Origin of the sequence: Streptomyces sp. NPDC047841 (genome assembly GCF_040704085.1) — a bacterium.
Taxonomy (GTDB): Bacteria; Actinomycetota; Actinomycetes; order Streptomycetales; family Streptomycetaceae; genus Streptomyces; species Streptomyces argyrophylli.
Map to the genome: position 1 here is coordinate 24,227 of NZ_JBEYRP010000039.1, position 11,939 is coordinate 36,165.

The following is an 11,939-nucleotide window of genomic DNA, read 5'->3' on the forward strand; positions in this document are numbered from 1 at the left end:
GCCGCACCGCTGCGGAGCGGTCACCGCGTGGACGTCCCGTACCGGCGGGAACGGTCGCTCAGAACCGGGGCGCGGGCAGCAGCCGTGGCTCGATGCGCTCCTCCACCGTCCCCGTGCCGGAGCGGCCGACCACGTAGGCGCCCCTGCCCGGCAGCTCCGCCACGGCCTCGACCAGCTCGGTGCCCCGGTAGACCAGACCCACCCCGTCGTCGGTGCAGTGGGCCGTGCGGAAGGCGCCCTCGGCGACCAGCCGGTGGATCAGCGGACGCCTTCCCGCGTCGGAGTCGTAGTGCACGCCGTTGCCGTACGGCAGCAGGCCCAGCCCGTCGGTGACCGGGCGCAAGCCGGGACCGAAGGAGTCCGTCGCGCCGCCCTCGAACCAGCAGATGGAACCCGCGCTGACGCCGGCGAGCACCACGCCCGCCCGCCACGCGCGCCGCATGATCACGTCCAGGCCGTGCACCCGCCACACGGCGAGCAGGTTGGCCACCGAACCGCCCATCACCCAGACCACGTCGTGGGCGAGGACCGTGCCCTCGACGTCCTCGACGTTCGGCATCGGGAACAGTTGCAGGGGAGTGAGGTCGTACCCCGCCACCCGGGCCGCCTCCGCCACCCGCGCCGTCACGTGCTCGGCGTCGCCGGTCGCCGTGCCGACGTACAGGATGCGGGGGCGCCTGCCGTGCACCCCCGAGAGGTCGACCGCGTGGTGGACCAGGGCGTCGAAGAGCAGCCGGGTGCGCGTACCGGCACGATGCCCTCCGGACGTGGCGAGGATGGTCGGTTCCGCAGCGGTCACACGGGTGATCGTAGCGCCGTGAGCGGCGCCGGTGTCCCGGCCCCGGGAAGACGAACGTCCCCTCGCGGCACCTCGGTTGGTGTGTCTCGTCGCCGTCGACCGCTTCCGCGCGGGTTCGGCCCTGGCCCGGGGAGCGACACCGCTGATGCGGCGGGACGGGCGCGCCTCGTCGCCGGGCCGGACCGGTGGGGCCGGTCACCCTCTGGGACCGTGCCAGTCCAGGATGAGCACGGTGGCATCGTCCTTGAGGTTGCCGTCGCAGACCTCCCACACCGCGGTCGTCATTGCGCGTACGGCCTCCCTGGGGTGGCAGTCGCGCGTGTCGCGCACCAGAGAGGCCAGGTCGGCGGCCGCGGCACCCCGGTCCTGCATGCCGTCGGTGAGCAGGATCAGACGGTCGCCGGGGCACAGCCGCAGCTCCTGGAGCCGGTAGGAGGTGGGCGCCGCCACGCCGAACGGCAGGTTGACGGCGAGCGGGACCTCCTCGGCCTCGGCAGCGCCCGCCCGCAGGCGCAGCGGCCAGGGGTGTCCCGCGTTGACCAGCTCGCACACGCCCGTCTCGAGGCGTACGCACAGCAGTTGGCCCGTGGCCAGCCCGCGCTTGTGGCTCAGCAGGGCCTCGTGGGCACGACGGGCCTGCTGGAGCGCGTCACAGCCGCTGCGGCGGGCGCCGCGCAGGGCACCCATGAGCAATGTGGCCAGCAGTGCGGACTCCGTGTCATGGCCCATGGCATCGGTGATGGACAGGTGCAGCGTGTCGCGGTCGAGGGTGTAGTCGTACGTGTCGCCGCCGATGTCGTCGGCCGGGACCAGGCCGGCGGCGAGGGTGAACTGGGGGGCCTCGCAGCAGGAGGCCGAGGGAAGCAGCTGGTGCTGGATCTCGGCGGCGAGGCTGGTCCGGGTGGTGCGCCGGCCCACGTGGTAGAGGTCGGTGAAACGACGGTCCGTGACGATGACGTAGGCCAGGGCGTGGGCCGCGTCCGCGACCTGCGCGAGTACGCCGTCGTCGGGGTACGGCAGCGTCACCTCCAGCACACCGATGCAGTCGCCGCGGTTGGTCACCGGCGAGATCACGCGCCGCCGGCCCGGGCCGTCCGCTTCCACATGCTGCAGCTGGCTGCGGAGGACCCTGTCGTACACGCTGCCCCGCAAGTCGATCCGCTCGGCACGGTGCGACGCGCCGCCCTCGGGCGACACGGCCAGGCGCAGCAGCTGCTGCCCCAGCAGATCGGCGAACAGGAACGACACACGCTCGGCCCTGAAGCGCTTGCGCAAGTCGTCCGCGATCACGCCGACGGACTCCCCGGGCGGCGCGGCCTCCGCCGCGGCCAGAAGCTCACCCAGCTCCACATCTCCCTCACCCACGGCACCCTCCCATCCGATGTCGCACGTCTTCCCCCGGTCCCGCCGAGTGCACCCGTGCGTCCGTCACACCGCTCCGGCGGCCGCGTCAGCCTGGTCGCGGCATGGGGTCGGGAGGGGCCCGGCCGTGGCCTGCGCCGGACGACCGGACGGTGACGGCATCCTGTGCGCCGCGACCCCGCCCGCACGGCGCCCCCCCCGCACTGCGGACGTGCCACGGGCGACCGTGTGTCAGCCCTCGTTCAGGGCGTCCACGGCCTCCTCGACGCTGGAGTGCAACGTGAACATCTGGTCGAGGCCCACCACGCGGAAGAGCTGGGTCATGGCAGGGCTGAGCCGCGCCACCGAGAAGGAGGAGCCCAGGGCCTGGGCGCGCCGGCAGGCCGTGATCAGCACGGTGACTCCGGTGGAGTCGCAGTAGTCCAGTTCCGACAGGTCGGCGAGGATGCCTGTGCCGGGGTCGCGCAGCACCTCTTCGACGGTGTGCCGGAGGCGGGGGCCCGTGTGATGGTCCAGCTCCCCGGCCACCCGCAGCACCACCGGCCCCGTCGGCCAGGCCTGCGTGGCGATGGCGAGGGTGCTTCCTGTGTCGTTCACCAGTTCTCCTGTGCGGCGAGTCACCTACGGCGAGGCAGCGGATGCCGTTCGGCAGAGGTCGGTCGTGCGAGAGGCACTCCATCGCGCGGGTACCCGGTCGCCCCGCACCATCCGCACAGGCTTTCCCGCCCGCATTATGCTATGAGCCGCAACTGCCCGTCCGGGGAATCACCCGCATCCCGTATGAATCATGCGTTCGTGGTGTCCGGGGCGATGGCGGCCGGGCCGGAGGGGCCGTCACCGTACGAGACGGCAGTGGGCGCACGGGGGCGTCGGGCGCCGCTTCCGGGGCAGTCAGGGACATAGGCACGCGGTCAGGCATGAGGCGTGCGATCGGCATGGCAACGGCCGCAGGGGCGGGCCGGGCATGAGGGGACAGGTGTCGCGTGGAGGATTCGCACACGGCTGGGCACGGGCCGCGGCCGACGGCCGCCGACGGCGACGTGTTCGCCGCCGACCGGGAGGTGGGCGGCGATCTCGCCGGGGTGGACTGGGCGGCCACGCCCCTCGGCCCGCCGCGGGAGTGGCCGCAGAGCCTGCGGACAGCCGTCAGCATCCTGCTCTCCTCGCGGTTTCCCATGTGGATGGCCTGGGGTGAGCAGCTGACGTTCTTCTGCAACGCCGCATACCGGCGTGACACGCTCGGCCGCAAGTACCCGTGGGCGCTGGGGCGGCCCGCGAACGAGGTGTGGGCGGAGATCTGGGACGACATCGGCCCGCGCATCGAAGCCGTGCTCAACACCGGGAAGGCCACCTGGGACGAGGGACTGCTGCTCTTCCTGGAGCGCTCCGGATACAGCGAGGAGACCTACCACACCTTCTCCTACAGTCCCCTGCGGGACGACTCCGGTGCCGTCGTCGGCATGCTCTGCGTGGTCAGCGAGGACACCGAGCGGGTGATCGGCGAGCGGCGGATGGCCACGCTGCGGGACCTGGGCTCGGACCCCAGCGTGATCCGCACCGAGCAGGAGGTGCTGGCCTTCGCCGACCGGCAGCTGAACCGCAACCGGAAGGATCTGCCCTTCACCCTCACCTACCTGTTCGACGGCGACACCGCCCGGCTGTCCGGCAGGACCGGGATCCCCGCCGGGCACCCGGCCGCACCGACCGCCCTCTCCGTGGCAGACCCTGACGCCGTGTGGCCCGCCGCGGCGCTGGCCGGGGCCGAGACGGCGCTGGTGCCGCTCGACGGCGAGGTCTTCGCCGACCTGCCCTGCGGCGACTGGCCCCAGCCACCCGTGCAGGCACTCGTGGTCCCGCTCCTGCAACAGGGCAGCGCCCCCTACGGTTTCTGCGTGGCCGGACTCAACCGCTACCGCGTGCCGGACGAGGGCTACCGGGGCTTCGTCGAACTGACGGCCGGACACATCGCCTCCGGCATCGGCAGCGCCCGCAGCTACCAGGCCCAGCAGCGGCGGGCGGAGGAACTCGCCGAACTGGACCGGGCCAAGACCACCTTCTTCTCGAACATCAGCCACGAGTTCCGGACTCCGCTGACCCTGATCATGGGACCCGTCGAGGACCTCCGGACGCGGCTCGCCGGCGCGGACGGCCACGTACGGCAGGAGCTCGACGTCATCCACCGCAACGGACTGCGGCTGGGCAAGCTGGTCAACACGCTGCTGGACTTCTCGCGCATCGAGGCGGGCCGCATGCAGGCCCGCTACGAGCCGGTCGACCTCGCCCTGGTCACCGCGGAGCTGGCCAGCGTCTTCCGCTCGGCCATGGAGAAGGCCGGACTCGCGTTCGACGTGGACTGCCCGGCCCTGGACGAACCCGTGTACGTCGACCGCGGCATGTGGGAGAAGGTGGTCCTCAACCTGCTCAGCAACGCCCTGAAGTTCACGTTCGACGGTACGGTCCGCGTCGGCGTCCGCGGAGCCGGCCGGCACGCGGTGGTCACCGTCGCGGACACCGGGATCGGCGTACCCGAAGCGGAGATGCCCCGGCTGTTCGAGCGCTTCCACCGCATCGAGAACGCACGCTCCCGGTCGAACGAGGGCAGCGGCATCGGCCTGGCCCTGGTACAGGAACTCGTCACTCTGCACGGCGGCACCATCACCGCCGAGAGCACCGAGGGGAAGGGCACCGCGTTCACCATCCGCATACCGTTCGGGGCCGCCCACCTGCCCTCCGACTCCGTGCTGCCCGAAGCGGGCGGCACCGCGGCGTCCGCCACCGCCGACCCCTACGTCCAGGAGGCCCTGCGCTGGCTTCCGGGCGGGACCACCGGCACCGACACCGACGACATGGGGATGCCCGCCGAGGCGAACACCACCGCCTCCGGCCCGGTGCCCGCCGTGACCGCCCGCGTGCTGGTGGCCGACGACAACGCCGACATGCGCGAATACCTCACCCGCATCCTGTCCGGAGCGGGATACCAGGTCACCACGGTCACCGACGGCGCGGAAGCCCTCCACTCCGCCCGCCGCGACACCCCCGACCTCGTCGTCAGCGACGTGATGATGCCCCGGCTGGGCGGACTGGAGCTGGTGGCCCGGCTGCGCGCCGACACCCGTACCGCCTCGGTACCCGTCCTCCTGCTGTCGGCGAGGGCCGGACAGGAGGCGTCGATCGAGGGCTTGCAGGCGGGCGCCGACGACTACCTGGTCAAGCCCTTCGCCGCTGCCGAGCTGCTGGCGCGCGTGCGCGCGAACATCGAACTGTCCCGGCTGCGCAGCCACCACGTCCGCTGGCGGGCGGCGCTCATCGACTCCCTCCAGGAGGCGTTCTTCGTCTGCGACGAGTCCGGAGCCGTCGTCGAGATCAACACGGCGTTCACCGACATCCTCGGCTACGGTCCCGAGGACCTGCCGTACGCACCGGTCCACCCGTGGTGGCCGGACGCGGCCGCCGACCCCGAAGCGCACCGTCAGGTCGGTGACGCCTTCACCGCCCTGCTGGAACACCCTCAGGGCTCCTACACCGTCCCGGTCACCCACCGTGACGGTCACCGCGTGTGGGTGGCCGTCACCTACAACAAGGCCGAGGACCCCGACACCGGACGCAGCGTCACCGTAGGCACCTTCCGCGACGTCACCGCCGAGCACTACGCCGTCCAGCGCGAGACGGCGCTGGCCGCGCTCAGCACGTCCCTGTCCAGGGCCGCCAGCCTGCCCGAAGCACTGTCGGGTGCCCTCGCCGAACTGAGGGCGCTGTGGCGCGCGCGGAGCGTCGTCGCCGCCGTCTTCGGACGCGGTGACGTACCCGCCCTGACCGCCACGGACGCGGACCTGCGCTGGGAGGACCTGCCCGCCGAGCGCCGGGAGGAAGTCGCCGCACTGTGCCACCGGTCACCGCTCACCCCGGTCGCCGCGGACACCGGCGCCGGAGTCCTGCTGGAACACCCCCACGGCCCGCTGGCCGTGTGGATCGATCTGGGCGAGAACCGGCCGTTCACCTCCGAGGACCGGCTCCTGCTCTCCCTGCTGGCCGGGCACCTCGCACAGGGCCTGGTACGAGCCCACCAGATCGACCAGCAGCGCGAGACCGCCATCGCGCTCCAGCGCGCCATACTGGGTCCCGCCCGGCTCCCCGACGGCTTCGCCGTGCGGTACGAACCCGCGACCCGCCCGCTGGAGGTGGGAGGCGACTGGTACGACACCGTCGCCCTCCCGGACGGGCGGATCGGCATCGTCGTGGGCGACTGCGTCGGACGGGGCCTGGAGGCGGCCAGCGTCATGGGGCAGCTGCGCAGCGCCTGCCGCGCCCTGATGCTGCGCGAGCCCAGCCCGTCCCGGACACTGATGGCACTCGACCAGTTCGCGGCGAGCGTCCCCGGCGCGCTGTGCACGACCGTCTTCTGCGGTGTCCTCGATCCCGGCACCGGCGACCTGACCTACTCCAGCGCCGGACACCCCCCGGGCATCCTCGCGCATCCCGACGGCACCACCCGGCTCCTGGACGAGGGCCGGTCCCTGCCCCTCGCCGTCCGCCCGGGCCGGCAGCGCCCCGAGGCCCGGTGCACCCTGCCCGCGCGGGCCACGCTGCTGCTGTACACCGACGGGCTGGTCGAACGCCGCCGGCGGCCGCTCAGCACGGGGATCGACGAGGCGAGCGAGGCCGTGCAGCGGGGCCGCGAGGTGCCCGTCGACGACCTCGCCACCGAGGTCATGGCGCGGCTCGCCCCGGTCGGGGGGTACGACGACGACGTGGCGCTGCTGCTCTACCGTCATCCGGCGCCGCTGGAGCTGTCCTTCCCGGCCGAGTCAGGCCAGCTCGCGCCCGTCCGCAAGGCGCTGCGCAACTGGCTCGGCCAGTGCGGCCTGCCTCCGAACACCGTGCAGAACGTGCTCGTCGCCGCGGGGGAGGCGTGCGCCAACGCCATCGAGCACGGTCACCGGCACGCGCCGGGCGAAGCGGTGCGGCTGCGCGCCGAAGCCTTCGTGGACAACCTGCGCCTGACCGTCGCCGACAGCGGCCGGTGGAAGGTGCCGCAGCCGGAGCTCAACGCCCACCGCGGCCGGGGCGTGACCCTGATGCGGGCCATGATGCAGCAGGTCACCATCACTCCCGGCCCGTCCGGCACCACCGTCGACATGCAGATGAGGATCGCCTGATGACCACCGCCCTGACGCTCACCCCCGGCCGACGCCCGGACGGTACCCCCCGTCTCACCGTCAGCGGCGAGATCGACATGAGCAACGCGGGCTCCCTCGCCGACGCCCTGGAGGCGGGATCGGGTCCGCTCGTCGTGGACCTGACCGGGGTGGAGTACCTCGACAGCGCCGGGCTGAGCGTGCTCTTCGCCCACGCCGACCGGCTGGAACTCGTCGTCAGCCCGCTGCTGGAGCCCGTACTCACCGTCTCGGGCCTCGCCGACCTGGTCACCGTCCGCGGTCGCGGAACCGACGACACGCCGCGGCCATGACCACCCGCCACAGCGCGAACCACGCCCTGTCCGCCCCCGACGTCTTCGCCCAGCGCACACCACCGCAGTGCCCGAACCCCGGCCAGGAGTGATGACCGACGTGTCCGAGCCCCTCGACATGACCGTCCAGCACGTCAGCGACGGCACCGCCGTCCTCGCCGTCGCCGGAGACGTGGACCTGCACACGGCGCCATCCCTGCGCGCGCACGCCCTGGACCTCGTGGAACGGGGAGTGCCCCACCTCGTCCTGGATCTCGCACGCGTGGACTTCGTCGACTCGACGGGGCTGAGCACCTTCATCTCCCTGCTGCACACGACACGGGAGGCAGGTGGCTCGCTCCGCCTCGCCGACGTCCCCGACCGCCTCACGCGCATGGTGACCATGACGGGCATCGCGCAGCTGCTGCCCGTCCATCCCACGGTGGCCGACGCACTGGCCGACGGACCCGTCGACGCCGCGCCCGACGGCGCCGGTGCGTCCGGCTGAGCCCGCGGTGCCATGGTCATGCCGCAGGTCGGTCCGCGGCGGGGTCCGGTTTCCCGGGCCGGGAGCACCCTGCGGTAACTTGTCACCTGCGCACGCTACGGGGCCCCGCCGTACGAGGGAGGAAAACGGTGGTCTGATGCAGGGCATACCCGCTCAGGCGCGCGGCGAGTCCGCGCCCGCCCGGCACGTGCCGGTGCAGCGCCCCACCGACGACGCATGGGCCGGTCATCCGGTCCCCTTCGTGCGGGCCGGGACCGTCGGGGGCGAGCAGGCGCGGTACCTCTCCGACGCGACCGGCCGCGGTCACGGGACGCGTACGCACGCCGAGCGCGGCGTCGACGCCGTTTCCGCCACGCGGCGCGGACGGCCGCCGGCGACCACCGCCGACGGGACCCGTCTGGCCGGGGCCCGATCCGGGCGGCTGGTCGGTGAGGTGTCCTGGAGCGCCCGGCACGCACCCGGTGAGCCCGGTGCCCGCCCGGAGGAGGCCGGTCGGTGACGACGTACACACGACCGTCGGTCACACCCGGCCGGACCGGGACGGTCCGCCACCCCGCCTTCTTCTACACCACGCAGGAGGACTACCTGCGAGGCGTGGGCGACTTCGTGCGCGCCGAAGCGGCGGGCGGCCGCCCCCTGCTGGTCGCCGTGCCCGGCGCCCGCCTGCGCCTGCTGCGGGACACCCTCGGCACCGCACACGAGGACGTCACCTGGGCCGACATGCGGCAGACCGGACGCAATCCGGGGCGGATCCTGTCGATGCTCCAGGAGTTCGCCGACCAGCACGCGGACCGGCGTCCGTCCATCATCAGCGAACCGATCTGGGTCGGCCGCACTCCCGCGGAAGCACGCGAGGCCACGCGCCACGAGGCATTGATCAACCTGGCCTTCGCCGACCGGGACGCCACCATCCTGTGCCCCTACGACTCCGCCCTGCCGGAGCGCGTACTGGCGCAGGCACACCGGACCCATCCCGTCGTCGGTGATCCGGAGGGCCACCGGGACAGCCCGGCCTACGCGCCCGCACACGCGGTGTGCCGCGACTGCGACGAGCCGCTGCCCGAACCGGTGGACCCCCTCGTCCTGCACTTCGCGGAGGGGGACCTCGCGAAGGTCCGGGGCGTCGCCGCGGACTGGGCGGCCGCGCAGGGCCTGTCGGCGCGCCGCCGCACCGACTGGCTGCTCGCCGTCAACGAGGCCACCGGCAACTCGGTGCGGCACGGCGGAGGGCACGGCACCCTGCGGCTGTGGCGTGCGGACGGCACCCTGATCGCCGAGACACGGGACCGCGGCCGGCTCCGGGATCCCCTGGTCGGCCGGCGCCGCCCCGACCCGCTCTCCCCGGCCGGCGGCCGGGGCATGTGGATGATGCACCATCTGTGCGACCTGGTGGAGATCCGGACACCGCCGACGGGGCTGGTCGTACGCCTGCACCTGGCGCTGGACTGAGCGCGGCGTCCTTCCGGCAGGCTTGCGCCGGTCGTCCCGGTGCACACGATCCCGGGTGAGGCATGGACCGATGCCGAACGACATGATGGCTGCCGGAAGGCGGCCGGTGAGGGGGGCGAGGTGACGGCTGAACGTGACCGGCGGCCGACGGGCGGCACCAGCCGGTCCGATGCCGTGCGCGACACGGGCGAGGACCTGTCGCTGCTCTTCGGGACGTCGACCGCGCTGTTCGCGTCGATGGCGGGGCCCGCGCACGTGCTGGAGGCGGCGAACCCGGCGTTCTTCGCGGCCGTCGGGGGCGGCCGGCGGGAGCGCACCGGTGTACCGCTGGCCGACCTCATGCCCGAACTGGTCGACCAGGGATTCATCGCCCTCCTGGACCAGGTGTACCGGTCGGGGGAGCGGCACGTCGGCCGTGACGCGCGCGCCGTCATCGGAGCGAGGCCCGCCGCGACGCCGGCGGCAACGTCGTCGGCGTGCGGATGATCGGCGTGGAGACCACCCACATCAAGCACGCCCGGCGACTCGCCGCCGAGCAGCGCGATCTGCTGGAGCAGATCGCCCGGCACGCCCCGCTGCCCGAGGTGCTGGACGGCATGTGCCGGGCGATCGAGGAGCTGTCTCCCGACGTGATCGTCTCCGTCCTGCTGGCCGACGACGACGGCCGGCACCTGCGGCACGGCGCGGCCCCCAGCCTGCCCGGGTTCTACAACCAGGCCATCGACGGCATCGCCACGGGGGAAGGCGTGGGTTCCTGCGGCAACCGCCGCCCACCGGCGGCGGACCGTCGCCGTCAACGACATCGCCACCGATCCCCTGTGGGACGACTTCCGCGACCTCGCCGACCGCGCCGGGCTCGCCGCCTGCTGGTCCACGCCGATCCTCGCCCGCGACGGCCGGCTGCTCGGCACGTTCGCGATGTACCACCGCACCCCGCGCGCCCCCTACGACAGCGACCTCGCGCTGGCCCGTGTCTTCGCCGACACCGCGGCCCTCGCCATCGAGCGCCACCACGCCGAACAGGCCCGCCTGGCGGCCGACGCCAGGGAGAAGGCGGCCCGCGACGACCTCGCCTTCCTCCTGACCGCCAGCACCGCCCTGGCCGGCCGGCTGGACGAGAAGCAGACGCTGGAGTGCCTGGCCGCCCTGGCCAGCCCGGTCCTGGCCCCGCTGGCCGCCGTCGACGTCGTGGAGGCCGGACGCGTGCGGCGGGTGGCGACCGCCGCCCCGACCGAGCAGGCGCGCGACCTGCTCCACGCACACGCCCCGGCCGGCGGCGGGGACGAAGCGATCGACCGGGTCCTGGCGACCGGGCTGACCGAAGTGGCCCGCCGTACCCCGGCCGGGCCCGGTCCCTGGCGCGACCTGGGTGTCACCGGCTACGTGTGCGTGCCCCTCGTGGACCGCGGGCGGCCCTTCGGCGCCCTGACCCTGCTGTCCACCGAGGAGCACAGCTTCGACGGGCACCGCATCGCCCTGGCGGAGGAACTGGCCCGCCGCGCCGCCTCGGCCGCCCGCAACGCCCGCCAGTACGCGCAGCGCGCCGCCATCGCCCGGGACCTGCAGACCGGTCTGCTGCTGCCCGACCTGCCCGACATCCCCGGCGCCGAGCTGGCCGCCTTCTACCACCCGGCCGGCGAGGGGCTGGAGATAGGAGGCGACTTCTACGACGTCTTCCGCCGGGACGACGGCAGCTGGGCCTTCATCCTCGGAGACGTCTGCGGGCGCGGCGCCAAGGCCGCCACCACGACCGCCCTCGTCCGCCACACCGCACGCGCCGTCGCCCCGCTGCTCGACGACCCCGTCGACATCGTCAAGGCCGTCGACAAGGCCCTCAACGACCGCAACGCCCACCACAACAACGGCTTCGTCACCCTCGTCTACGGTCACCTCGCACCGGCCGCCGACGGAGTCACCGTCCACCTCGTCAGGGCCGGTCACACGATGCCCCTGCTGCTGGACGCGGATCACACGGTCGCGCCGGTCGAGGCGCCCGGCGGACTGCTCGGCATCGGCATCCCGCCCAGGCTCACCGGCCGCCGCCTCACCCTCCGCCCCGCCGAGAGCCTGCTCCTGTACACCGACGGCATCACCGAGTGCCGGGCCGCCGGAACCGACCAGTACGGCGACACGCGGCTGGCCGGAGCGCTGGCGTCCGCTCCGCCCCGGCCGGCCGCCGCGGAGGTCCTGCGGACGATCGCCGAGGACGTGCGCGGTTTCCTGGGCGACGGCCGGGACGTGGAGGACGACCAGGCGGCCCTGGTCATCACCGCCGTGTGACCGGCGCGGTGCCGGTGCCGCCGGAAGCCGGGACATCCCAGGAATGCCGGCCGACAGCCGGGGTAGACGCTCGCCTGTCGGCCGACGGACCGGCG

General features: G+C 73.5%; 10 protein-coding genes and 1 pseudogene. 8 read left to right on the forward strand and 3 right to left on the reverse strand.

The annotated features are described in order from the left end of the window. Positions 1 to 58: 58 nt before the first annotated feature. The 3 genes from AB0947_RS38395 to AB0947_RS38405 all read right to left on the reverse strand — a co-directional run bounded on the left by AB0947_RS38395 (position 59) and on the right by AB0947_RS38405 (position 2,758). Complete coding sequence (locus AB0947_RS38395) at positions 59 to 799, reverse strand: peptidase E (protein ID WP_366755024.1); 741 nt, start codon at positions 797 to 799, stop codon at positions 59 to 61. 195 nt (positions 800 to 994) lie between these two features. Then, the gene (locus tag AB0947_RS38400; RefSeq protein ID WP_366755025.1) at positions 995 to 2,164 is read right to left on the reverse strand and encodes a PP2C family protein-serine/threonine phosphatase; all 1,170 of its coding nucleotides are present in this window, start codon (positions 2,162 to 2,164) and stop codon (positions 995 to 997) included. 228 nt (positions 2,165 to 2,392) lie between these two features. After that, positions 2,393 to 2,758: an STAS domain-containing protein gene (locus AB0947_RS38405; RefSeq protein WP_366755026.1), complete on the reverse strand. Its 366-nt coding sequence runs from the start codon at positions 2,756 to 2,758 to the stop codon at positions 2,393 to 2,395. Between the two features lie 578 nt (positions 2,759 to 3,336). On the opposite strand from AB0947_RS38405, the gene AB0947_RS38410 reads away from it, so the two are divergent. From AB0947_RS38410 to AB0947_RS38445, 8 genes and pseudogenes are all read left to right on the forward strand, one after another. Then, positions 3,337 to 7,317, forward strand: a complete 3,981-nt coding sequence (locus AB0947_RS38410) for a SpoIIE family protein phosphatase (protein ID WP_366755045.1) — start codon at positions 3,337 to 3,339, stop codon at positions 7,315 to 7,317. After that, positions 7,317 to 7,628, forward strand: a complete 312-nt coding sequence (locus tag AB0947_RS38415) for an STAS domain-containing protein (protein ID WP_366755027.1) — start codon at positions 7,317 to 7,319, stop codon at positions 7,626 to 7,628. The genes AB0947_RS38410 and AB0947_RS38415 overlap by 1 nt, the downstream gene beginning before the upstream one ends. A gap of 91 nt (positions 7,629 to 7,719) precedes the next feature. Next, positions 7,720 to 8,115: an STAS domain-containing protein gene (locus AB0947_RS38420; protein WP_366755028.1), complete on the forward strand. Its 396-nt coding sequence runs from the start codon at positions 7,720 to 7,722 to the stop codon at positions 8,113 to 8,115. 136 nt (positions 8,116 to 8,251) lie between these two features. Further along, complete coding sequence (locus tag AB0947_RS38425; RefSeq protein WP_366755029.1) at positions 8,252 to 8,614, forward strand: hypothetical protein; 363 nt, start codon at positions 8,252 to 8,254, stop codon at positions 8,612 to 8,614. Then, positions 8,611 to 9,564, forward strand: coding sequence for a sensor histidine kinase (locus AB0947_RS38430; protein WP_366755030.1), 954 nt, complete (start codon positions 8,611 to 8,613; stop codon positions 9,562 to 9,564). Before AB0947_RS38425 ends, AB0947_RS38430 begins: the two co-directional genes overlap by 4 nt. Positions 9,565 to 9,684: 120 nt before the next feature. Continuing rightward, positions 9,685 to 10,050 carry a hypothetical protein gene (locus AB0947_RS38435; RefSeq protein WP_366755031.1) on the forward strand — a complete coding sequence of 122 codons (366 nt, stop codon included), beginning with the start codon at positions 9,685 to 9,687 and terminating at the stop codon, positions 10,048 to 10,050. A 255-nt stretch (positions 10,051 to 10,305) separates the two neighbouring features. After that, a pseudogene (locus tag AB0947_RS38440) lies at positions 10,306 to 10,557 on the forward strand (GAF domain-containing protein); the annotation flags it as partial. Positions 10,558 to 10,692: 135 nt separating this feature from the next. Then, positions 10,693 to 11,844: a GAF domain-containing SpoIIE family protein phosphatase gene (locus AB0947_RS38445; RefSeq protein ID WP_366755046.1), complete on the forward strand. Its 1,152-nt coding sequence runs from the start codon at positions 10,693 to 10,695 to the stop codon at positions 11,842 to 11,844. Positions 11,845 to 11,939 lie beyond the last annotated feature (95 nt).

What these genes read in the sequence shown, in the direction of transcription:
- AB0947_RS38415 (WP_366755027.1), top strand. Translation starts at nt 7,317, where the DNA reads ATGACCACCGCCCTGACGCTCACCCCCGGCCGACGCCCGGACGGTACC.
- AB0947_RS38425 (WP_366755029.1), top strand. Translation starts at nt 8,252, where the DNA reads ATGCAGGGCATACCCGCTCAGGCGCGCGGCGAGTCCGCGCCCGCCCGG.
- AB0947_RS38410 (WP_366755045.1), top strand. Translation starts at nt 3,337, where the DNA reads ATGTGGATGGCCTGGGGTGAGCAGCTGACGTTCTTCTGCAACGCCGCA.
- AB0947_RS38420 (WP_366755028.1), top strand. Translation starts at nt 7,720, where the DNA reads ATGACCGACGTGTCCGAGCCCCTCGACATGACCGTCCAGCACGTCAGC.